Source organism: Vagococcus acidifermentans (genome assembly GCF_003987655.1).
Classification (GTDB): domain Bacteria; phylum Bacillota; class Bacilli; order Lactobacillales; family Vagococcaceae; genus Vagococcus_B; species Vagococcus_B acidifermentans.
The window spans coordinates 142513-166432 of record NZ_NGKC01000005.1 but is presented as its reverse complement, the minus strand read 5'-3'; the positions used below and the strand labels follow the sequence as shown (position 1 = coordinate 166432).

The following is a 23920-nucleotide window of genomic DNA, read 5'->3' as shown; positions in this document are numbered from 1 at the left end:
TCCCACAGAGTTCTTCAACAATTTTAGAAACTTTACGAGTAGAAACACCCGAAACGTACATCTCAAGCATGGCAGCAAGCAGCGCTTTTTCATTTCGCTGATAACGCTCAAATACTGATGGTGAAAACCCGCCATCACGTGTTCTAGGCACTTTTAATTCAAGTGTTCCGACACGGGTCGTAAACTCCCGCTCATAGTAGCCATTTCGTTGGCTTTGACGTTTTTCTGATCGTTCGTAGTCCTCAGCTTGAATGTATTCCGTTCGTTGGCTTTCCATTAACTGGTTGAACACGGTGGTCAAAATGTTTTTAGACACCTCATCTTTTACTGAATGGTCAATCATTCTTTGAACCTCTTCGCTTTTCAGTGTAAAATGTACTTGGGTCATGTAAAGTCCTCCTAGGTATGTTTTTGTGGTTAAAAACATTGTACCGTAAAAGGGCTGTTACATGGCCTTTTATCTTTTACACAATTATATGGACTTTATCCTTTCAAGTAATCTAAATCCTTTTTATAATTCATTATATAAGTTAATATAAAATATACTCCATTTGTCGATATTGTTTTAAATTCCATTGAATAATTACTTTCTTCAAACTTTTGGAAACTATCCTTTAATGAACTATTTTTGCTTTTTTCAAAATCTTTGAAAATTTCATCTAAATAAGCTTTTACTCTAAATGCTTGATTAACATCTTTATATTCCTCTTTAAATTTTTCTCCAAAGCCATCGATATCATCTTTTTCTAAAAAATCTTGTCCTATAAAAATTGTTTTTTCAGCAAACTGATCGATATCATTATTATTTTCTGTTTTAGTTTTAATTTTCAACAAAGAATTTATTCCCTTGCTTCTAGCTGATCCTGGATGCTCATTTTTGTATGCCTCTACAATTCTTGCAAAAGCAATTAAAGAATACCTTTGTAAATAATTACTTTGAGTCTCACCCCTTCTTATAAATTCAAAGCTTATTTCAGAATCCGTTTTCTCCTCAAACGATAATTGATTAACAGCTTCTACAAAAGGCATTCTATATCTTAAATCCTCTGTAGTAATTGGTTTTTGTCTATTTAAAGATATCGTAATTTTCTCAATCTCCTTCGACATTACACTTTTTATATCATTATCTTTATTTTTTAAATTAACGGCTTTTTTCTCATTATCGTGCACTTCATAAAATGTGAAAATTCTAAAAATGACTTTAACTTTTCCAGTAATTTCTTCGAATAAACTAGAGGAGATTGTTTGTGCACCATTCACTACTGAAACAACCTTATCTTCTCCTAATAAAATTCTCAATCTATCATATCTGCTTAAATCTAATTGATCAAAGTTTTCAACATACATAGTGATTCCATTATTTAAAAACCAAAAAGATTCAGGATCTTCCTTAATTGTTTTTCTTATGGATGAATCGACTCCCAATTGTTCCTTAATCTGATATCTCAAATTCTTTTCAAATAAAGCTTCTCCTAAATCATCATAAAATGTTATTATATCTTTTAAATCTGCAGTAAATGCCATTCCTTTTAAGTATATATCTTTTTCATTATTATTTAGTTCTAATTTCTTTTCGACTTCTAAAGATTTAATTCTTCTTTCTAATTTTACAGAATTATATTTTTCTTTTAAAGGTTGTGGAATAAACAATGCTCTATAATTTATTTGACGTAGCAACATTTTTCCAAGTCCTTTTTCCTTGAAGACCTTTTGAAATAATTTTTTTATTTTTTTCTCTTCTTCTTTACTACTAACTATCCTTCTATCCTTAATACTATCAACTAGCATGTATATAAAAACATTTGGTTTGTCATTTTTTTTAACTTTCAATTCTGATAAATCAATATATTTGTCTCCTATACATTTTTCTATTTGATCGGTTAACCCTCCATTGTCAGTGAAAGCTGTCTTGATTTTCTTGTAATTAATAAAAATAAATATGTTTTGATCTTCAAGCATTTCTCCACTCTCATATGAGATACCCAGACTTGTATTAGTCAATCCTATTTTATCCTTAATTTCATTATTCAATAATTCATCTACCTGATTTACTAGGAGTGGATAGTCATATGATTCATTACCATTATCAGTTAATAATTGCGTTATCTCTTTACGTACCTTCATAGTATATTTATTATTTATAGACATCTCTAACTCCTCTTTTCTAATCTAAATAGTATTTCCTGGGTGCTAAATTTGATTCTTCTAAAAACCCTAACATTTCTAATTCTTCATATGTTGAATTAATATGCTTTTCAAATTTATCTTTTACTTCATCATAAATTCCATCTACAGATAATGAACTTTTCTTAAAATCTTCAATAGTCATATATGCAGTTTCTAAGTACTCTTCAAACTCAATTAATAGATCGTTATATGTATTTTGATTAATCTTTTTATTAATTAAATTATATTTTCCTAATTTAATGGATTGAATATACCCATCAATTGAATCAACAATACTCTCAACAGACTTATTAAGTGAATTATTAATTTCATATGTATCATTATTTAAGAGTTCTGATTTTTTCAATAAATAATCAACTTTATTAAAAATTTCTGGATACACTGTGCCCATATTATAACCAAAATTTGTTTCTAATTGGTGTCTGATTTGTTCCTTAAAAGCTCCATCTATAATAATTTGTTTTTGTTTATGCTTTGGATATTGTACAAATTCATTCCCCTTAAATAATATAAATCCTCCTTGTTGAGCAACAATTCTTTCATTAAGATAAGAATGATCAATTATTAGATGTTTATAGTTTAGCAGCCTAACTTCATTATACTTACCTTTTATAAGTTCATTAAACTCATCAGATAAATTTTTGGACATTGGGGAATAGAGCTCATCTACATTATAGATAATAACTACTGCATCTTTTCCATCACTACTTTTTATGTTTTTACTATAATGTGGTGTCACAGCAAAAAAAAGAGCTATTAGCGAGTTAAAACTAACATCCAGTAGTCTACTTGGGAATCCCCCGTGTTGTGCATTGATTGCTTTTTGTAAGTTATTATTTTTATTTTGCATACTATGTGATGAAAGCTCATCTAAAATATTTTGTTCAAAGTATTTTATCTCACTTAATTTTTTGTTACTTTCATCTCTAAATATATTAGGCATTCCAGAAACAGCATATCTTTCTTGCTCACCTCTAAAAACACATAGCTTATCATTACCGTAAGTCAATTCTCTTATTATAACATCAATTTGTCCTAAAAATTCAGAAACATTTTTTATCTTTTTTTGTTTCATTTTAGTTGTCTCCTCTCGTCCAAAAAATATAGTTAATTAATTCTATCATTTTAAAATTTAAAATGTTGATAGAATATTGATTTAAACGCTTTGTCTTATAATTAACTTTTTGTAACTATTGATGTTATGCTGAATTCATGAACACATTTTGGTAGAATTATGACTAAGAAAAAAAGAACGCGTCTAAGATGCAAAGAAAAATCTACTGAAGATTTTAAATAAACAGTGGTGGAACTATATCGTGCTGAAATCTCAGTGGATTAGCTGGTAAACGAATATGGAATGACAACACAGACTATTTATAAATGGATTAGACTCTACACACTGAGTAAGAAGTCAGACATTACAAAATCAGAATGGTCCTGTTGCAAAGTTTTCCAATCAAGTTCTTTTAGAGTAAACCTAGTCAAACACGGACTAGAAGGAATTAAGATGGATCACTTTAAAGGTAAACAATTTCAGAAAGATATTATCATTGTCACTGTAGTCTACAATCTTTAGTATAACCTTAGTTATCTTGAAGTCCAATAAATCCTTTATGATCGTGATATTAACGTGTGTCACACAATCATTTATCGTTAGTTTCAAGAGTAAGGGAAGCGATTCAAGACAATATAAGAGAAATTGAAAAGAAGGCGCTCCCTTTGGTTTTTCAGTTGTACTGAAATCAAAATATTATTGGGAGTTCCTGTTTAACTACAACAAATTAGCCAAAACTTGTCGTTCTCTGTAAACTTTGTAACGCAACTCTTTTTTATCATCGATATGCTTTAGAAGTTACCATAATCATCTGCCAAATGAAATGATTATGGTAACTTCCTAAAAGCCATCAAGGATATTATCTTTTTAAAACGAGTATCGAGAAAATGGTAGCAATATTCCCAAGTAAAACAAATACTTTTGCACTATTTTTATTTTTCCAACACTTTTTAAGACTTTTATCAAGTCCAAAAACATTGATAAATCAACAATCCTACCCAATACTGCCCACCATCAAAGAAGAGTGGGAATAGTAACAGCTAAGCTTCAACCCCTTATTTGCCAAGGATTTGATGCTTGGCTGATTGCAAAAATCCGCTTTATGATTCTTGTCAACTTTGTCGCTACTCTCGAAATTATTGTTGGAGTAAACATACCTGTAGGATTCCTGAGTCGCTTCGATGTCTTCATGGTTCAAACGATTTGATACTTCTAACAGTTCGCTCTTCACTACCAACACGGTTAATAAGGTCTTTTTGCCGAAATATACCTAGAAAGATAAACACACACAAATTTCTTTTGAAGTTTGTGTGTGAAGCTATGCTGAGCAAAATATTTATGCTGCTACTAAAATTGCCTGGTATTATGCAAACTAACACTGGTTAACAATTTCAATAAATTTTTCCTATTAAATCCGTTTGATTTCTCCATATTTTTATTGATTTTTGTCTCAACGACTGTTACTACAAAGCGTGTGTTGTTTATCTTTATGAAGCGCATGCTTTTCTCAATTATCCTTCAACTTATCCGTAATTTTAATGTAGACGAGATCCATCATGAAAGCCATAGTTAAGCCGTAAGCATACATGGCACAAGCAATCAATATACCAACAGTGATTGTTTTATCTCCTAAAAGTCCTTGACCAATAAACGGTGCCGGCCGTCCCCATAACAAGATTGTTACTGTCAATCCAGTAAAAGTTGCAGGCAGGCACCCGGGGAGTTTGTTATCGAAGACAATCACCGCACCAATACACAATAAAAAAATGAGAAGTCCACCATCAATGAAATTGATGGATAAAAATGAGAATAAATCAGAAAAATAATGCCAAATAAAATTAGAAAGCTGTCCCCAGACGAGACCCATTGTGAATGAGACAAACATTTGAAGACACTCTTTCTTTCGCATAGCTATATTTCCCATGAAATAAAACTGTAACGCAAGGAAACTAATCCAAATGAACTGGCCGATTTCTAATTTCCCAATCAATAGTGTTCCACTCAGATTAATTAGTGCTATCACAAGGCATAGTAAAAAATTGCTTTTCATCAAATCACCTCTTTAATTTACTTAAGATTTGCCTTTCCCATAGTTCGTTCACAAAAACTATGCCTATTTTATGCGTAGCCCTCATCGCTTATCAGTAGTGTTGATGAGAATTTTTCAAGCAATTCCGCCTATTTACTTGATGTCTACTATATTTTCTTAAATACCTCTTCAAGCCGCTGAAATCGCAACAACCTTATTGTAAAATTGAGTTTCAAAAAAATAATTGATTTTTCCTACACCATACACTAACCTAATCAATTAGAGATAAACAGACTGCCCTCGCTTTTTAATTTCTTCCAGTGTTGGCATCCCTTCTTGTGCTCCAACTTTTTCAACTGAGATTGAGGCTCCTAGAGTTGCCCATTTTACAGCATGTTTTAGCAGCATATTTTGGGATAAACAAACAGCAAGTATGCCATTAAACGTATCCCCAGCACCTGTCGTATCTGCCACCTCAACTGGTATTGCAGGAACTTCACACACTTGATTGTTGTCAATGTAAGCTGCTCCCTTTGATCCTCTGGTCACTATTACTTTGGTTCCTAATTTTTTCTCTAAATAAAGTAAATCTTCTGCAAATGTTTTTGGCTGTCCGAAAAGCTTGAAAATCTCATTAAATTCAGTTTCATTTGGGGTTAGATAATCTGTGTACGGTAACAGTACTTTTAAAGCTTGACAAAATGGCGCAGGATTTAACAGAGTAGGAATATTCTTTTGCTTAGCTATTTTAAATGCTCTACATAGAGCTGAAATAGGAATTTCAAGTTGTCCCAACAAAATACCAGCTTCCGAAATTACTTCTTGTTTTCTATCAACATAAGCTTCATCAGTTTTTTCATTGGCTCCTGAAATCACAATGATATGATTATCCCCTCTAGCTCTAGTAATTACGGCAGTACCTGTGGACATACCCTCCTCTATCTCAATATGTGATAAATCTATTTGTTTATCTTTAAGAGTGGTCCATATCTTTTCACCAAATGGATCTCTCCCGATTTTACCTAATAAAATAGTGGGTACCTGCATCTTAGCAGCTGCCACAGCTTGATTAGCGCCTTTACCTCCTGGATAGTACACAAGTTCTTGCCCTAAAATCGTTTCTCCAATTTTCGGAAAGCGGTCGCAGCTGACACTCAAGTCCATATTTAAACTCCCCAAGACAATTACTTTCTTCATTGAGCAATCTCCTCATCCAATTTTTCTAAGGCCTTCACTAACAGTTCGACAAACCCTTCCCGATCTACGTCCTCTAAAACCAAGGTGTTTTTCTTTTGACTAGCAGTCAAACGCTTATCAGCAAATGTGTGACCTCTTCCTATCCCTTCGTTAGTATCAACTGTGACAAAGTAGTGAGTACCAGTAAATAGAGCTGGCTTCAAGAGATATGCAATAGCACACAAATCATGAATGGGACTATCCTCAAAGCCAAACTGGCGCCCAGACTGATTGTAAAAATGCAGCAATTCATATGCTAAATGACTAACAGGCCCTTTGTTTTTTAGAGCTTGAATTTCAGAAACTTTTATGGCAGCTTTTTCGGTAACATCCAAACCTGCCATAATAATTGGAAGATTTGAATTAAAAACAATATGAGCAGCTTCGGGATCAATATAAATATTGAATTCTGCTAAAGCAGTCATATTACCGTGAGTCAATCCTCCGCCCATCAAACTGATAGCTTCGATTTTTTCATGAATTTCGGGATAACTTTTCAACAAGATGGCTATATTGGTCAAAGGAGCTAAACCAACGATTGTTACCTTCTCATCAACTGACATTATTTGTTTGTACATAAAATGTACAGCATTTTCATCAACAATCGGATAAGCAGTGTCTTTGAAATAAGGTCCATCCATACCACTTTGGCCGTGAGCTTCATCTGAAGGTATAAACTCCTTTACAAGCGGGCCTTTTTGCCCCATTGCTAAAGGGATAGTCGCTGAAACAAAACTAAGAACATTTTTAGCGTTTTGCGTCACTTTAGCTAATGTTTGATTACCGCCAACCGTTGTAATACCTATGATATTTAATTTTTGTGCATTCGCTAAAGCTGTCAAAATAGCTAAAGCGTCATCATGCCCAGGATCACAATCGATTAAAATATGTTTCATCAGAATACCCTCTCTATCAACTCATTTATTGTTATAATATCCTTAAAACCTAATCTATCAGCCAATTGACAGATATACGGCTGTTTTAAGTTAGCTTTTTTCAACAAAGGAAAATCCCAGAATATGATCTCTGGACTGGCATCTTGTTGCTTTTCTTTATCAGTTAAGACAATCACACGTTTGAATTGTTGAGCAACGAACTCCATATCATGGGTTATAGTGATCACAGTCTTATTTTCTTTAGAAAGATAAGTGATTATATCTGCCAATAACTCTGTAGATTCACGGTCTTGCCCCGCCGTAGGCTCATCCAAAATGATGACCGGTGTATCCATCACAATTACTGCTGCAATCGTCACAAATTTTCGTTTAGAATACGGAAGATTATAAGGATGCTCTTGTAAGACTTCACTCAAACCGCAAAGCGCTGCAGCTTTTTTTACTTTTTCTTGAATTGTTTGGGTTGGCAACTTTTTACTCACAAGACCATAGGCGATTTCTTTATAAATCGTTTCTTGAAAAATTTGCTCATCCGGATTTTGAAAAACATAACCCACAAGCCGGGACGTTTGGGCCGTCGTCATGCGGGCAGTCACGTTACCCTCAACCAGTACTTCACCTTTAGTTGGCTTCAACAGGCCGTTCATCAGCTTGACTGCAGTTGTTTTCCCTGCGCCATTTTGTCCGATGATTGCCACAGACTCGCCGAGGTCAAATTCCAGATTTAAATTTTTTACTGCTTCAAAACCATTTGGATAAGTATAAGAAACATTTTTCAATTGCAAGAAGCTCATTTATTTCACTTCCTCTCTTAATTTGGCATACGCTTCATCAAGGGTTAGCGGTAATCTTTTTTCCTTTTTTAGCTTCTCTTGCGCCATGGCTTCAAGAAAGAAACGTGTGACTTGCGGCAATTGGCCCCCATGCTTCAAAACTTCAGGATTAGATAACACTGACTTCACATCTCCAGATAAGACGATTTCGCCATCTGCCATCAAGATGATTTCATCACAATATTCTGCTAATAAATCTACTTTATGTTCCACCAAAATGACAGTTTTCCCCTGATGTTTCAATAGGTCAATCACTGAAAAAATTTCTTCAGTACTCTGTGGGTCAAGTTGGGATGTAGGTTCATCAAGGATTATTATTTCAGGATTCAAAGCTACTATCGAAGCTAAAGCTACACGCTGCTTCTGTCCTCCAGACAACTCAAACGGGTTCTTATCTTGCAAGTCAGCCAATTTAAACAGATCAATCAATTCTTCTACTTTAGCTATCATTTCTTGACGAGGAAAACCAAGATTTTCCATACCATAGGCAATTTCTTCATAAACTGTTTCTTTTACCCCTGAAATCTGAGTAAACGGATTTTGAAAAGAATAACCGATAATCGATGCGAGTTCTCCCTCTTTATATTCGTCAAGTTGTTTGTTTTTAAGGCGTATGTCCCCTTCCAGTTTCCCTTTATAAAAACTTGGAATAAATCCTCGGATAATATGGCACATTGTGGTTTTGCCCGCTTCATTTGCACCGAGAATTCCATAAACTTTACCTTTCTCAAATTCAAAAGAAAGATTATGAACAGCTTCTTTTTCTTCTAATGGATAAGTATAACTAACCTTTGACAATGATAAAAAACTCATTTTACTACCCTCCATATCATTAAACCTACTACAATCAACAAGCAACTCCAACTAATTAAATGATCCATAGTAGATTTTTTTATTTCATAAATAGAGGTTCTTTTATTCTTGGACGAAAAAGCTCTTGATTCCAAGGTCAAAACTCTCTCCTCTGTTTGTTGTATTGACGACAATACCAATGGCCCAATCATCGGAACAAATGATTTCATTCTAATCCATAAAGAGCCCTCTGTTTCAATCCCTCTTGATTTTTGGGCATCTGTAATAGCTTTTGAGAGCCCAGACATTTGTGGAATCAATTGAATAGTCGAAGCAACAACAAATGTCACTTTTTTGGGAACACCGGATTTCTCCAACGCATAATTGATATCTTTAGTACTTGTCACTTGGAAAAAATAAATGATGGCTGAGCTGATTCCAATAATTTTAGAAATCATCAACAGACTATTTTGCCATCCTGTTTCGGAAAAATGAAAAATCCACCACAAATGTTGTGAATCGTCATTTTTTACGATAAAAACTTGAATTGCAATTATAAACAATACGATTATCAATATCGACTTCATAAACACTGAAATAAAATTCCCAGCTGTTTTAGAAAAAAAGCTCAAAACAATAATTATAGGCAGGACAGCAAACTGGAGTTTGTAGCCTGGTGTAAACATACAAAGTAAAATAATCACCAACAGACAAAAAAATTTTGTAGAAGGATAAAGTTTTCCTATAGTACTTTTCATGCCAGCTCCCCCTTTTTGCGCACATAAGGTGCCCCGTAATTTAATTTAACCAAAAACCGGTCTGGTATCCTTCTAACAATCAGCCAACTAATAGAAAAATTAATAATGGTATTCACTGTACCTGAAATCAGATTAGTTGACATAACAGAGTTCCAGAGTTCTTGACCTGCTGCAAGAAATGCTGCTGTAATCAAATCCGTTCCTGCTCCGGTTACTCCGCCAAACATAAATACCGTCACTACTGCAGCAGATGTCGCTGAAATAACAGACAAAATCATGCAACTGATAATGACACCCACAATGTTCGTATAAAACTTCCACCTCGAAAGATAGCCTGAAACCAGCCCTACACACAAAGACACCAAGCCATACGCTATGGCAATTGGATTCAACATACCGCTTACCACATTACCTAATAGCCCCGTCATTCCACCGACCCATGGGCCTGCAATCATCGACACCATGATAGTGCCAATCATATCAATAAAAACTGGTAACTTTAAAATCGAAGATAATTGATAACCGACAACATTAAGAGAGACGCCAACTGGAATCAGCAACAGAGCAATCAAAGGAAAATCATATTTTAGACCTCTTTTCACTAAATAAAACCTCCATTTCTGTGAAACGCTTTCATTTAACAACATCATTATAAAAGGATTCCCATTTTTCGAAAAGGACATCTGTCTGTATTATGAAAAAGAGTTGCCACCAAATCATAGAATTGAAAAATCCCATAAAATCAATGATTTAGAAAGATGATTTCATGAGATTTTTTATTTAGTATTTAAAAGCTATTTATAAGTCAGCCTCAACCTGCCCAATAATTTTTTAATTTTTGATATTGGTCTTCTGAAATTTTTATTTTTTTTCCAGATATTGATATTTCACCATTCTTTTTCAGTTTGTGAACACTCCTGCCGACAGTTCGAATGCTGACACCAATTTGAGCTGCGATTTGTTCATAACTCATCTCAACCAAAAGACTGTCTTGGGATAAATATTTCATTTGAAGTTGCTCGGCATAGTTTAATAAAAACAAACGAAGCCGATCAATTCCCTCATAATAATAATAAATGCCATCATTGCCGGAACGCTGATACAAATCATCCGCCAACAATAAAGAACACTTCCTCAATAAATCCAAATCATTCATCAATATGTCATAAACGGCAGCTGACTCCACTTTAACAGCTACGACTTCCGTCAGACTAGTGATTGTCGCAACATATTGTTCATTTTTACTTAGTATCTCCAACAATCCCAGATTGCCATTTTGTTTATCAACTTGAAAATAGCGGTATTCACTTCCATCTTCATATTCCCGTTGTCCAATTGCCAATCCCTCAATAATAAAGTAGATATACTCAGGGAAATCGCCCCTTTGAACAATCATTTTACCTGGAGGATAAGTTACTGTTTGACCTTCTTTAGTCAAAAACTTAGCAACATCTGCATAATTTAGCAATTTATTTACTTGGTATTTTTCCCATACATCGTGCAACTTCATAATAACCCTCCCTTTTCATCTCCTCTTTTAAATGTTATCATTTTTTTATAAAAAATACATCAGACGTGTCCCTCTTATAACGAAAGCTTCTTTGTATGCTGATTTACTGATACGCATTAAAAATCGCTCGGTAGCATATCTGACATCTAAAATGCAGAGGCACGGCCTCGTCTTGCCAAGTTCTTTTTTATATCTCTAAATCTGTTAGGATTCATTGTTCAATACGACCTCTACAATCTGAAGGTTCTCCTCATATACACCTTCTTTTTTCGCCATTCTCAACAGCTTACGATGGTCAGCATCTTCTCGCTTCATGTAATCGATCACTACCTTGCTCCTGATTTCTTCGTCAACCGAATACTTAGGATTCATAATATCACAAATCGTTTTGTATATATTGGTAAATTGTGCATAGTTCCCTTGATTGGTCGGCATCACAACAGTGTTTTCTGCCACATCGAAATTCTTATCTCTAATCACCCTGAGGTTAGGCGTATTATTCAATGTTTGATTGTTATAATTGATATCAACCGAACACACTGTAAATCGAGGAAGCACGTTTGTCAAATTGTGGTGATACAAGGCCGTCTCGTGACTGAAAACCAGTTTCGGATATCTAATGTGAAGTTCGAACAGTTCGTCATGTTCTCCGGATATTTTTCTGAATACATTGCGAGCAACGTATTCATAGCCCATGCGTCGCAACAATTCCTTACCTGCCGTGCCGCTTAGGTACTCGACCCAGACAAAGTCTGTGACTGGAGCCGTTCTATCTGACAATTGTTTTAGCTTCGACGTAAGCACATTCGAATCCTTCTGAATCGATAGGAAAAGATTGATAATGTCATTCAGAGCCACGTAATTTTGTTTTTTCAGCGTATGCTTGATTAGATTCAGTACATTTGGGTGGTCCATGATCTCTTTCATCAGCGACCTATTATTTTTGTATAAGGGAGCAGCACTTTTATTCTGCCATAAACAATATGGTGGTGGCATATTTGCGTAAACCCAATGAAATAAGCCCTATTCAACTCATTTAAGAAGTTAAAAGTGCGGAGAAACAGTAAATAGCCTGACCTTTATACTAAAGTCAGGCTATTTGGTGTGTAGGCACCGTTTTATCAGGCGCCTGCTTTTTAGAGATTAAAGAAGATACAGCACTTTAAGACAATAATTATACATTAGCATTTTCATTTAAAAAGTTAATAGCAAATTTGACTGTGGAACCAAGGCTGTATGGCATAGCATCATTATCCATGTCAAAACGATCATTATGATGTTCAGCACCACTGCCCAACTCCTCATTTCCAATACCAACGAAAGCAAAAACACTAGGCGCTATTTTTTCATAATGTGAAAATGATTCGGAAGCATACCATTGAATACCTGTTACCAGTTTCTCTGGGTAGAGTTCTTTGACTCCTTCACGAGCGAGTAAAGATAGTTTATCATCATTGTACACAGGTATTGTGGCAATTTTCATGTCGTTTGAAAATTCAACTGTGCAAAGGTGAGCGGAAGCAGTTTTTTCCGTCAAATATTTGAAAACATCAAACGCCTTTTTACCTTCATTCAAATCAAAATATCTGAGACTACCGCTAATGCGAGCCTTTTCAGGAATAACATTATTGACTGTTCCTGCATGAAACTGAGTGAGTCCTAGAGTTACAGTTTTGCTAACATCTAGCTGATTCGCCCACGCACTAGTCAATCCGTTTAGGATGGCAGAAGCCGCAAAAATCGGATTGATAGATAAATCAGGACGTGACCCATGGCCGGAACGTCCGATAACCTCGAAGTCAATGACGATAGCTCCAGCCATTCTTGGACCGCTATCCAGACAAATTTGTCCAGTAGGCATGAAAGAAGTCAAGTGAGTCCCATAGATTGCATCAATAGATTGATCCTTGATGCCATCCAACATAGCCTCAATGCCTGAACCTATTTCCTCCCCTTCTTCAAACAGAAAAAGAACTCTACCTTGTAGATCATCTTTGATGTCCACTAAGAGCTTCATAGCTGCTAGTAAAACAGCCATATGCCCGTCATGACCACACATGTGAGCCACTCCATCATTTTTAGAAATCCATTTTCTTGGACCTTTTAAATTGTTTGGATTTTCTTGAATTGGCAGTGCATCGATGTCAGTACGTAATGCAACTGTTTTCCCAGGCTTGCCAGTATCAAGAATTGCAAAGAAGCCTGTTCCTTTGACTGGAATGATTGGCAAGCCCAACTTTTGAATTTCTTTTTTTAAAAATTCTGCCGTTTCATATTCTTGTGAGGATAGCTCAGGGTGCTGATGCAGATAGACTCGAGTTTCTTTCATATAAGGAGTTAGTTCGTTTATTTTTTCCAGTAATATTTGATTATTGATCATAATAAAGTTTCCCCCTGTTTTTAGAATGACGTACGCTGATGAACAGCTGTTTTTAGGCGTTGCAATCCATCCTGTAATTTCTCAGTGGAGCAAGCAAGGTTTATTCTTTGATAACCGGAACCTTCAGGCCCGAAGATATGGCCGGCATCGAGTATCAATTGGCAATCTTTAATCAGAAAGTCATCTAGTTCTTCATCTGACATTCGCAGCGCTCTGCAATCAAACCATTGAAGATAGGTTCCTTCCAAAGGTGTTAGTTTAATCATAGGCAAATGTTGTGTGACATATTGTTCAAACGTTTGGCGATTGTGTTCAATCAGTGAAAGAAATTCTTTCAACCATAAATCTCCATGCTGGTACATGATCTCACAGGCTTTTGGACCGATACAATTCAGCATATGGAACCCATCACGGCTTTGCTGGTCAATAAACGCTTGTCGCAATTGAGGATTTGTGATTACCACATTTGCAGTTTGCAGACCTGCAAGATTAAACGTTTTGCTAGGTGCCGTGAAGACAATCGTATTTTCACTTGTTTCAGGAGATAGTGTGCTGAATACCGTATGAGAATGCCCCGGTAAAATCAAATCAAAGTGAATTTCATCAGAAACCAAAATGACATTATGCTTTCGGCAAATCTGGTCAACTTTTTCCAATTCTTCTTTTTTCCATACTCTTCCTACGGGATTATGAGGACTGCAAAATAACAACAAACCAACATCTGGCTGACTAGCTTTATTTTCCAAATCAGTGAAGTCAATGGTATACTCTCCATTTCTTTCAATGAGCGGACTGCTTAAAACCTGACGGCCGGACTTTAAAATGGCGTTGCGGAAAGGATAGTAAACTGGCGATATAATCAGAACTGAATCACCAATTCTTGTATAAGCTTTGACTGCATTAAACAAAGCGCTCACCACTCCCGGTGAAGGAACGATGGTTTCTGGACTGATTTTCCATTGATGATGACGCTCAAACCAGTTAACGACAGTTTCGAGATAAGTATTTGTTAGTCCCGTATAGCCAAAGATCATTTCTTGTATATACTCTTGCAGACCATCAATAAGTTCCGGAGGGTGAGGTAAATCTACGTCTGCTACAGAATAAGGGACAACATCTTCTTCGATTTTTGGATTTAAGTCCATCATTTGTTGCCATTTGGCAGAACCTTGCGGCAGACGATTAATAGTGGTTCTAAAATCATAAGTCATTTATTATTGTTTCCTTTCATAATTTAGGTAAAGGCAATACCTGCAAACAATCCTGCAAGAATTGCAGAAACAATGGACACAGATACGATACCGGCAATAATCATTTTTGGCATAAGATAAGCAGTTAAGTAGTTGACTTCTGCTGGATCATCTGTCGCTCCTTTAATAGCTTCCGTTGTTAAAGCAAAGTTAAAAGGAAATCCTAAAAAGCAGTTGAGACCGATAACAAAAGCCATTTGTGGCGAATAGCCAAACAATTTTCCAAAAAAATACGTTGATATAAAAATGGCAATTAAAGCTAACACCATTAAGACAACGATTTTTATTAAAAGTGCGATCAATACCTCCCAAGTTGCCATAGCAAAAGAACTCATAAAACTTGCAAACAAAGCCAAATTGAGGATGCCGCTAGAAGCAGTTTTATCCATTAACTTAGGCTCGACCAGTCCAACGTAACTTAAAACTATTCCTACGAGAACTTGAACGATGGCATTGTTTATCCCTGTTATTTCCGTAATTTTAGAACATACAAATCCAAGAATAGTTAACAATGCCAAGTAATAAGTGGGTGTTCTAAAGCGTTCAGGCACCTTTTCATAAAAAGGACGAGAGCTATTATTATGTTCGTCTGTATTTTCTACAGTATCGCCTGTTTTTTGAGTAGATGTTTCAGACTGATCATGATTATTTTGACGAAACACATTTAACAATCGTTGACTTTCTTTTCCAAGAAAAGTCGCTGTCAATGGGAATCCGAAAAAACCGTGCATAATAAAAATCATCATAGCTAACATACCTAATTCAGGTAAACCCGCAGTAGTTGCTGCATCTTTCATAATTAAAGCAGCCATACCACCACCCGTCATAGGCGCAGCAGCAGTAAAAGCAGTTTCTTTCCCGAAAAGCAACGTCCCAAAAATAAGAATTACAAACACAATACCTGCAACAGCCGCCAGAGTCGTGACTACTACTTTCCATTCGTTTAAAATATCTTTGATGTTGAACATTGTTCCAACATGAATCAGAATGAAGGACATCATAATATTGGCCAGTGTCGTAATGCCGGCTATGTCCAAAATATCTTTAGGAAATATTGTCCAATAGCCTATTAGAAAAATTACCGCAACTACCAGCATTTGGGGGATACGACCTTTAGAGCACGTTGATATGATATCTCCAATGAACATCGTTACGACTACAATCGCTAGTGCAGAACTCATAGTGAGATTTAACATAGGGCGCATCAGTCTCCTATTCGTGTTTTTTCATTGATAAGTTATTTGTCAGGATAATTTAGGGGCTTCTCCCACAAAATAGTGTCAGAAATTAATAATCAAATAGTCTATAGCCTATTTGATAAAATCAGCTGACAAAAACTCGTCAGTTTTCTTGCCGCAGGAAAAACCGAAATGTCCAGAGCACACAAAAAAGCGGTATCAGACAAGTTGTCTAATACCGCTTACCATAGCCTATGGAAAATATATCTCCAGCTCGACACATAACCATGTAATTTAAAATAATCCATTCTATACTATTCTGTCCGAAACCTTGCCTCAGACAAAAAAGGACTAGAAATTATCCTTAGAATTGATTATAATAAACATGTTAGCGTCTAGCGCTAGCCTATTGGCAACTTGATTAGTCAGCTCATATCTGATTAGTCAAGGCTTCACAGGAAGGTTGCCGCCTTCCTGTGCAGTGCCAAAGAACATATTCATTTTTCTAAATTATCCTAACGCCCACATTGTATAATCAATAGAAAACGTTGTCAAACCGTTTTTGTAACATAGCAGGTTTAAAAAATCTTTTAAATAACATTTAAATATAACAAACAGGAACTATATAATGATAAAGAAAACAATTTAACAGGTGATGTTAAATTGTTTTCTTTATCATTATACGTTGATTAGTTAGCGTTTACATGAAATGTTTTTGATTAACTGTTTTTAAATAAAAGATTATTATTTAAATTGGCAGAATAACACGCAGTTTTTTCTAATTTGTGGGCTTTTTTAATGTTTTCAGATATTTCCCGGCAAAACCGGGCACTTTATCACATTCGATGCTCCTACAAAAGGGATATTTGCACTACATGAATGGCTAACTGAATTTGATTCCTAATCCTTTTGTGTCAGAGGAACTCATACAACATTTGCGTGAATTAAGTGTGGACATATAAAATCTTCCTTTCTAGATAGTGTTACGGTGATTCTATTCTAACGGAAATTTTGTATGTCTGCTTTTTTTTATAAAAATATGGGACCGACAGAATTTTTCTACCAGTCCCATTCACTATAGTACTGCAATTAATTGCTTTTCTTATTTTCTGACGTGCTAAATCTACTCAACTTACGGCGACTAATTGAAACAGCCGATAAAAACATACCTAAGAAAATCAAGCTAAATTGGCCGGCTTGGCCAGTAGCAGGCAACTTGCCTCTGCGTTCTTCCGATTTTTCGGATACGGGACTGGAGCTCTCAGCAACGCTTACTTCCCACAAAAGTTTCCCTTTTTGGTTCTGAACCTCATTAGGTGTTTCCTCCCCTTTAATACCCAGCACCATTGACATTTCCACCGTTTCATCGGCAGCCACTTTTTCTGTCAGCAGCAAAGGTAATTGAGTAAACTTTTCTTTCCTGTAATCAGTATCACGCGTCACAACTATTTCCCCTTCAAAATAGTCATTCAACTTATCTATGCCGCTATCAGCTACTAATGAAATCGAAAGCGCCCGCGGAGTACCTGTTTTATTCACAAGCAAAAATTTTTCTTCGGGAAATTGATAACCCGGATAAGCATTTTCCACATCATTCAGCTTCAACTCCCCGGCCAACTCCTGAGATTGTCCGCTTTTCTGAATAATAATTGTGTTGTCTTGGTTTTCTGCCTTCACGATTTGTGGTGGAGACAGACACAATAACAACAAAACGGCAACTATTTTCTTCATCGGCATTCACTGCTTACTTGCCGCGGGAAACTAACTCATGAAGTCTTTGTTCCCCTTTGCTGAGTCCTCTCTTCGTACGGGTGCCATTGGCTGATTCAGCCAACTCCGTCAAATCATCTGTTGTCAAACCAAATTGTGATTGCAACGCACCGTTCAATACTTGAGTGGCATCCAGCTTGGCTCCAATCCGGATAGTTGAATCCTGGTATTTGTTCCCCATCACATTGCCATCAAATTCAGCCACGATTTCTGTGTCTACAAATCCGCCTGTTTCTAATAATATATATCTGCCGCCACTACTGTCTTTAAAGAAGTAAGCTTCATCACTTTCCCCGGTGAGATCAATTGATAATTTGATTGCTTCTTCCCCATCCTTTATGAATTTCTGCTCCGACTCCGGGATAGCTGTCATTTGATCATCACTATACACAAATTTGATTTCGGAATTATTATTTAACTTTATCATCGCCGGGATGGTTCCCTTGTTTTCAATTCTACCGCCAATTTCTGCCGTTAAGCCAGGTTCATAACCGATCGGATCTTCTAATTCAGCAAAGTCTGCTTTTATTTTCAAATTCCCCATCGTAACTTCCTGCTCTTTTTGAATAGAAGCAACCCACCAAGCATATGTTCCTCCAATTGCTACCAGCAAAATGGCAATGCCAGTTAAAATCAAAGACCATTTTCTTCTTTTATTCGACATCTTTATGTCTCCTTTCCATTCTCAATAACTCTACAAAATATCTGATAAGCAACATCAATACAACTGTTAAGAAAACTGCCGCAACCCCTGCTGGTTTTTGAGCAGTTAAAAGAAATTTACCTAAAAGCGGAAAATGACATAAAACTTTTTCTTGTATGTTTTCCGCAGTCACGGGTTCACGGTCAATTGTCTCGTTGTTATCGCCTTGAGTAATCAAAACGGTTTCCCCGTCATCTATCCGCTTGTCTTTCACACGATGTGAAACTAAGTCATCTTCCGTTTTAAATGTGACAATATCATTTTTCTGGACGTCTCCTATGGTGGTATTTTGAGTCACGACTAAGCTCCCTGATGGCATTGCCGGCTCCATGCTTTTACTTAAAACCACTCTTAAATGATAGGTTAAATAGGCTCTGTCTTCAGTCATTCTCGCTCCTGCTGACAAGATTATCAGCAGGAGCAACAGCCCAATATAACACATTTCAACGACAGCCCAACAGGTTGTTCTATCCTTTAACTTGTGATGACTCTTCTTACGGGTTAGTTTCTTTTTCATCATTCTTGCAACCACCTGTGTGTAAAACTTCTGTGTTAGAGAAGCGTCCTTATGAATAACTGTTTACCTACTCAGCTTCTAAAATTTCTAGTACTTCAGCTGATGTGCCGATTGCTGTCTCACTCGTCTCCGTAGACTCGGTCTGAGAAAGCGTTGATTCAGTATCATCATCGGCATCAGTGGCTGAATGATGCTCATCTTCCGGCTGGTCTTGAGTCGTATTCATTTCTTCCTTTAACGGTTCAACACGACCGATAAAAATTTCTACCGAATCACTAAGATAACCAAAGGCGTTGACGGCTAAAGAATGATATAAGAGACCGCTGATTAAAATGAGTAAACACATCCCGATTTTCACTTTCACGTTATCTCATTCCTTTTCTTACTTAACGAGTCACTCGCAGAGTAAAGCTGGTTTCAACGCCGTTTTCCGCAACGGCAGTCACTTTTGTCGTACCGGGCTTCAGAGCCTTCAAAATACCTTTATCATCCACAGAAGCAATTGTCTCTTTAGCAATTTTCCAAGTCAGCTTTCCTTCTGCTGCCTCTTTAGGAGATATTTCAGGCTTCAAATCCAGTGTTTTGCCTTTTTTCAAAATGGTTAAATCTGACGTGTTCAGTGTGATTGATTCAACAGGCGGTATGACTTTTTTCACAGTGAAATTATCAATAATCAAATCATACGCTCTGCCATTTGTGTAGAAGCCAAACATCGTATTACCATTTTCAGACCCCACAATTTCCCAGTCAATGTGGCGTGTTTTTCCGTTACCCGCTGTTGAAGGCAGAGCTGCAGGTCCCCACTTGACTTGATTTGTCTCTTTAAATTCTGTATCAAATACTCCGTAATAGAAATGATTTGAGGCATCTGTTTGATAATCAAAGCTGATTTGATAGCGCACACCCGGCTCAAAAGTCAACGTCTGCGGAGTCGTCTGCAGCATCATGCCGACCCGTTGTTTATGAGCTTTCAAGGACCAGTTTCCTTCTAAAACATCAGACACTTTATTGCCGTTCCATCCGTATTGCGTATAGGGTTCATGTTTCTCGGATAAATGAACTCTCGGATCTTCCACGCCTCCTGCTGATCCTTTGACAAACGGATACAGGCCAACAGCTTTCGTATCTTCAAAATTTTGTGAAACCAGTGTGCGATCGTCCACCTGTTGAACATCCTCTTGACGTTCAATAATCTGAATATCGTCAAAACGGACGATGCCTTCCCCGGCCTCAGCTGCGATTGAAAGAGAAACTTTATCCGCATCTTTTTCTGGCACCTCAAAATCTATCCGTGCTTTTTGCATATACTGCGGATATTTAGCCTTAGTATGATTCACATCTGCCTGAATATAATTTTGAACTAACGCATCTTTGTATTCATGGTCATATGTTTTCCCGCCAACTTCAACAGCTAGTTTTACCAGCCGGTTATGAGCCTCAGTGTTAATGTAAGCACTGTATTTCCCTGCTTTCAGATTTCTTAATGTCTGAGTTACCCGCATTTCCTGAGGACCTGCTTCCATGACGTAATCACCATTGATATCACGTTTAATTTCCGGTGAGCCTTTTTCTACTTTCCAATTCTTTTTCAAAGTATCCTTGGCATTGAACCCCGGGTCTTTCAAAGCCGTATGACTGCCGAATTCTACAGATTTGATGCTGTCCGGTGAAGCTATCACATAAGGCGTTTTCCCGGCTGCTTCAATAACGACTTTACCGTCTTTGATAACAACAGCGCCTTTGTCAACTCTGCCTTGGTCTGTTAATTGATACAAATGGAGGTCACTAAGGTTTTCTACATCTCCGCCTACTTCCCACGTTGTTGTTCCTCCTTCAGCATTCCAATGGTACAGTTTCTTCTGCCCGTCAACGTCCCACGGCAGCAGGTAGCTGTCTCCTTGTAAAACGATTTTATCGTTCAGTGTCATCACACGTTCCTTTGATTCATTGTCATCTGTGACAACTACATGATCATCGCCCTTTTTCAATTGAATTGTTCCGTGGATTTTGCCGTTTGCCGCTGTGTCTGTCTGCCAATTAGTAATTTCATAGTGCTGCAAAAACTTTGTCGGAATATTGGTTGAAAAAGTTACTTGCTCATACAAGTTAAAGTCCACACCTGTTGTGTACCATCCCTCGTGAGCAATAAATTCTGTCCCGCCGAGCAACACATTATCAGAAATAATCCAAGTGTCTTTTTGATGGTTTCTGATAAAACGGACGATATTGCTGTTAAAACCTTTGACCGTTTTGCCGCCGTAATCCCTTTGAGCGGACCAGTGATTCCAAATAGAATCATATTCCAGGGAATTAGGAAACTCGTTAGTTACCACCATATCCAAATCATTGATTTCTCTTGCGATTTGCCTGCTTTCCCAGCCTGCTTCTCCTCTATTTCCCCAAACATCGACATAGATGAAGTCCATGCCGGGAACCTTTTTCTTCAATTCTTTGAAACGGTTGAAACGATTGCCGGTCAGCGCATCGGGTCTTTGCTTGATCATATAAGACGGGTCCAGCCAATCCCAACCGCGTGCATTGATATCCACCAGCTCCTCGTTGAATGATTTAGCTTCCGGATAAGACTCGCTGTCATTAATATGGACACCAAAGACGCTGTTCAGCTTATGGCCTTCCTCTATCAGTTTGTTTAAATCATCCGCTCCGCCCGGTCTAAGTCCAACAGCATCATAGTCCGGATGAGCCGAGTCATGGCCTTCGTTTTGATACCCTTTCAACAAGACCATCTGACCCAATCCGTCCGTTAAATTGTACACTCGTTTCGTTTCATCAAGAGACATTAAAAATGGGTTGGTTGCTTGTGAGGCAAAGTTCATCGGGATTCTCTGATTAACCAATTCAGGAACAAGTTCTGAACCTTTAGGATTATTCATAATCTCTCTAAAATTAATCGCAGCATCCTGCCAGTCCACTTGCTCATCCTGATTCAAGTCGCCAGAAAAATTAATTTTGACTTCCGGCACTTCATCGACAACAGCTTCCTTATTGCCGTCAAACGGTCGGTAAGTCCACGCACCGCTGGATAACTCTGTCACAAATCCCCGATCTGTTTTTTCCGTTTTGCGATGAATACGGTGACTATCGCTGTGGTCGATTTTATTGCCGGAACTATCCTTGTCTCCGTTGGCATTTGTCCAGATGCTGGCCGCATATTTGCTGCTGTTTAAAAACGCATACATGTATTTAAATGACCCCACTTTGTTACTGACAGTCAAATCCTCAAATGTATCACCATTTTTATTATTATTATTTTCATTGACGGCGGTATACATTGACGCACCGGCAAAAGCCGCGCCTTTATCCAAGCTGCTCACCGATAATAATCCCTGATTTGGCAAGCTGATTGTATGAATCAATTTTTTTCCTTCTGTGATATCAGTCAGCGTCATTGAAAGTTGTTTCTCTTTGCCGATTTTGAAATTAACTTTGAAGCTAAGAGACAGCTCATCCACTTTAACCAAGTAAATCGCCTTATCGCCGGCTGCTGATTCCAAGCTTGCACTTGCAGTATAGTTTTTCCCGTCAATGGCAACCTGATTGTTTTTTTGCTCCTGTCCTTTGAAAATCAACGTATCGTCTGCCGGGTTTTCATAACGGAGAACGCGCGGAAATTCCGGATCTAAAATGACGGCCAGCTGATCCGTTGAAATCTTTTCTCCTTTTTCCTGCTCACCGGCTGCCACAACAGTGATAACTGCTTTTGCAGGTATCTCCGTTCCGGCCACTTTTCCAGTAACTTCAACCTTCCCCGGTTTTTCGAACTTTTCTTCAGATATTTCTTCCCATTCCACCTTCTTGGATTCAGTTTTACCAGTATTATAGTGAACGGTTACAGTTTCAGGTAATTTAGGAACCGTCCCTTTATTCGTAAACAGTTCCACGGGATCGATCGAAATTATTTCCGGTACTAATTCAGGAATGCTGCCCACTGCACCGTTTTTAAAATATGAAAATGAAACAGTTTTGGTATCATACCACGTTCTAAAACCAAGACGCCCTTCATTAACCGGTATTTTACTGCCATCACTTAAAATCGGTTCGCCGGAATAAAACTCTTCACCGTTTAGATACATTGTCACTTTCGTTCCCTCGTATCTTGCTTTAAACACATAAGATTTATTCTCTTCCAAAGTCGGACCTTTAATATCATCTTTCCAAGCTCCTGGCTTTTCAACCATCCAAGTCCCGTTATTGTACCCCAAAAAGACCCATTTACCGGCTTCTGTTCCTCTAACAACGAGGCCAATTCGGCTATTTCCCCCAGTCATGGAAAAACTGACTTCAGCTTCACCATCCGCTTGATTAGGAGAATCCAGATTGAGAGATACTGCATTGTTACCGCTATCCACATCTCTGACGATTTCCAGCCCTTTTGCCGTTACTTTTTTATTAATTTTTCCAACAATGTCCTTCCAATTTCCTAATTCTTCGCCTGCAAAATCAATCTCCCAACAGCTGGACTGATTGTCTTCAATCGTTTCAGCTAAGACCGTTGATATATCATTCCCTAAGACAACATTTGGCAAAACTGCACTTGACAATGACAAAAGCATGGCACCGCTGACAGCTTTCACTAGATATCGCTTTTTCTTCTTCATTTCCAACCTCCAAAATTTGTAAGCGCTTTTTAAGACATGTTAAATATAGCGTAATTTTTAAAGAGTTTTATATAAATTATTGGTGGTTTTTTTATAAATATTTATGAATTAGCTAGAATTTTGATATTTCAGCCACTTATTAAAATCTTCCTATACCTTTTCATCTGCCGCAAATAACTGTTCTCTGGAAGAAGCACAGCTCCTTTTA

20 protein-coding genes and 1 pseudogene are annotated in these 23920 nt (G+C 37.1%); 1 reads left to right on the top strand and 20 read right to left on the bottom strand.

Annotation, left to right across the window (positions count from 1 at the left end; translation table 11 throughout):
- The 3 genes from CBF27_RS06330 to CBF27_RS06320 form a co-directional block, all read right to left on the bottom strand.
- A partial coding sequence (locus CBF27_RS06330) for a transposase (protein ID WP_211334624.1) occupies positions 1 to 388 on the bottom strand: 388 nt, incomplete at its 3' end.
- 95 nt (positions 389 to 483) lie between these two features.
- Positions 484 to 2148, bottom strand: a complete 1665-nt coding sequence (locus CBF27_RS06325) for an AIPR family protein (protein ID WP_126813473.1) — start codon at positions 2146 to 2148, stop codon at positions 484 to 486.
- A 16-nt stretch (positions 2149 to 2164) separates the two neighbouring features.
- Positions 2165 to 3262 carry an FRG domain-containing protein gene (locus CBF27_RS06320; RefSeq protein WP_126813472.1) on the bottom strand — a complete coding sequence of 366 codons (1098 nt, stop codon included), beginning with the start codon at positions 3260 to 3262 and terminating at the stop codon, positions 2165 to 2167.
- A gap of 432 nt (positions 3263 to 3694) precedes the next feature.
- On the opposite strand from CBF27_RS06320, the pseudogene CBF27_RS14285 reads away from it, so the two are divergent.
- Positions 3695 to 3790, top strand: a pseudogene (locus CBF27_RS14285) (IS6 family transposase); the annotation flags it as partial.
- A gap of 958 nt (positions 3791 to 4748) precedes the next feature.
- On the opposite strand, the gene CBF27_RS06310 reads toward CBF27_RS14285, so the two are convergent.
- From CBF27_RS06310 to CBF27_RS06230, 17 genes are all read right to left on the bottom strand, one after another.
- Positions 4749 to 5291, bottom strand: a complete 543-nt coding sequence (locus CBF27_RS06310) for a DUF1097 family protein (RefSeq protein WP_126813471.1) — start codon at positions 5289 to 5291, stop codon at positions 4749 to 4751.
- 258 nt (positions 5292 to 5549) lie between these two features.
- Complete coding sequence (gene rbsK, locus CBF27_RS06305; protein ID WP_126813470.1) at positions 5550 to 6467, bottom strand: ribokinase; 918 nt, start codon at positions 6465 to 6467, stop codon at positions 5550 to 5552.
- Positions 6464 to 7402, bottom strand: a complete 939-nt coding sequence (locus CBF27_RS06300; RefSeq protein ID WP_126813469.1) for a nucleoside hydrolase — start codon at positions 7400 to 7402, stop codon at positions 6464 to 6466. The genes rbsK and CBF27_RS06300 overlap by 4 nt, the downstream gene beginning before the upstream one ends.
- Positions 7402 to 8196 (bottom strand): energy-coupling factor ABC transporter ATP-binding protein, encoded by a 795-nt coding sequence (locus tag CBF27_RS06295; protein ID WP_126813468.1) that lies wholly within the window; start codon positions 8194 to 8196, stop codon positions 7402 to 7404. Before CBF27_RS06295 ends, CBF27_RS06300 begins: the two co-directional genes overlap by 1 nt.
- On the bottom strand, positions 8197 to 9048 hold the full coding sequence (locus tag CBF27_RS06290; RefSeq protein WP_126813467.1) for an energy-coupling factor ABC transporter ATP-binding protein: 852 nt from the start codon (positions 9046 to 9048) through the stop codon (positions 8197 to 8199).
- Positions 9045 to 9785 carry an energy-coupling factor transporter transmembrane component T gene (locus tag CBF27_RS06285; protein WP_126813466.1) on the bottom strand — a complete coding sequence of 247 codons (741 nt, stop codon included), beginning with the start codon at positions 9783 to 9785 and terminating at the stop codon, positions 9045 to 9047. Before CBF27_RS06285 ends, CBF27_RS06290 begins: the two co-directional genes overlap by 4 nt.
- The gene (locus CBF27_RS06280; protein ID WP_126813465.1) at positions 9782 to 10387 is read right to left on the bottom strand and encodes an ECF transporter S component; all 606 of its coding nucleotides are present in this window, start codon (positions 10385 to 10387) and stop codon (positions 9782 to 9784) included. The genes CBF27_RS06285 and CBF27_RS06280 overlap by 4 nt, the downstream gene beginning before the upstream one ends.
- Before the next feature lie 209 nt (positions 10388 to 10596).
- Positions 10597 to 11295: a Crp/Fnr family transcriptional regulator gene (locus CBF27_RS06275; RefSeq protein ID WP_126813464.1), complete on the bottom strand. Its 699-nt coding sequence runs from the start codon at positions 11293 to 11295 to the stop codon at positions 10597 to 10599.
- A gap of 204 nt (positions 11296 to 11499) precedes the next feature.
- Positions 11500 to 12222, bottom strand: a complete 723-nt coding sequence (locus CBF27_RS06270; RefSeq protein ID WP_126813463.1) for a type IV toxin-antitoxin system AbiEi family antitoxin domain-containing protein — start codon at positions 12220 to 12222, stop codon at positions 11500 to 11502.
- 247 nt (positions 12223 to 12469) lie between these two features.
- A complete protein-coding gene (locus tag CBF27_RS06265) occupies positions 12470 to 13675 on the bottom strand; it encodes an amidohydrolase (RefSeq protein ID WP_170175020.1) in 1206 nt (401 codons plus the stop codon).
- A gap of 20 nt (positions 13676 to 13695) precedes the next feature.
- Positions 13696 to 14886 carry a MalY/PatB family protein gene (locus CBF27_RS06260; protein ID WP_126813462.1) on the bottom strand — a complete coding sequence of 397 codons (1191 nt, stop codon included), beginning with the start codon at positions 14884 to 14886 and terminating at the stop codon, positions 13696 to 13698.
- A gap of 23 nt (positions 14887 to 14909) precedes the next feature.
- On the bottom strand, positions 14910 to 16121 hold the full coding sequence (locus CBF27_RS06255) for a hypothetical protein (protein WP_126813461.1): 1212 nt from the start codon (positions 16119 to 16121) through the stop codon (positions 14910 to 14912).
- Between the two features lie 1071 nt (positions 16122 to 17192).
- A complete protein-coding gene (locus tag CBF27_RS06250; protein ID WP_126813460.1) occupies positions 17193 to 17834 on the bottom strand; it encodes a hypothetical protein in 642 nt (213 codons plus the stop codon).
- A gap of 13 nt (positions 17835 to 17847) precedes the next feature.
- A complete protein-coding gene (locus CBF27_RS06245; RefSeq protein WP_126813459.1) occupies positions 17848 to 18537 on the bottom strand; it encodes a SipW-dependent-type signal peptide-containing protein in 690 nt (229 codons plus the stop codon).
- Complete coding sequence (locus CBF27_RS06240) at positions 18527 to 19096, bottom strand: signal peptidase I (protein WP_126813458.1); 570 nt, start codon at positions 19094 to 19096, stop codon at positions 18527 to 18529. Before CBF27_RS06240 ends, CBF27_RS06245 begins: the two co-directional genes overlap by 11 nt.
- Before the next feature lie 64 nt (positions 19097 to 19160).
- Complete coding sequence (locus CBF27_RS06235) at positions 19161 to 19457, bottom strand: hypothetical protein (protein WP_126813457.1); 297 nt, start codon at positions 19455 to 19457, stop codon at positions 19161 to 19163.
- A gap of 22 nt (positions 19458 to 19479) precedes the next feature.
- Positions 19480 to 23712, bottom strand: a complete 4233-nt coding sequence (locus CBF27_RS06230; protein WP_170175019.1) for an endo-alpha-N-acetylgalactosaminidase family protein — start codon at positions 23710 to 23712, stop codon at positions 19480 to 19482.
- Between the last annotated feature and the right edge of the window lie 208 nt (positions 23713 to 23920).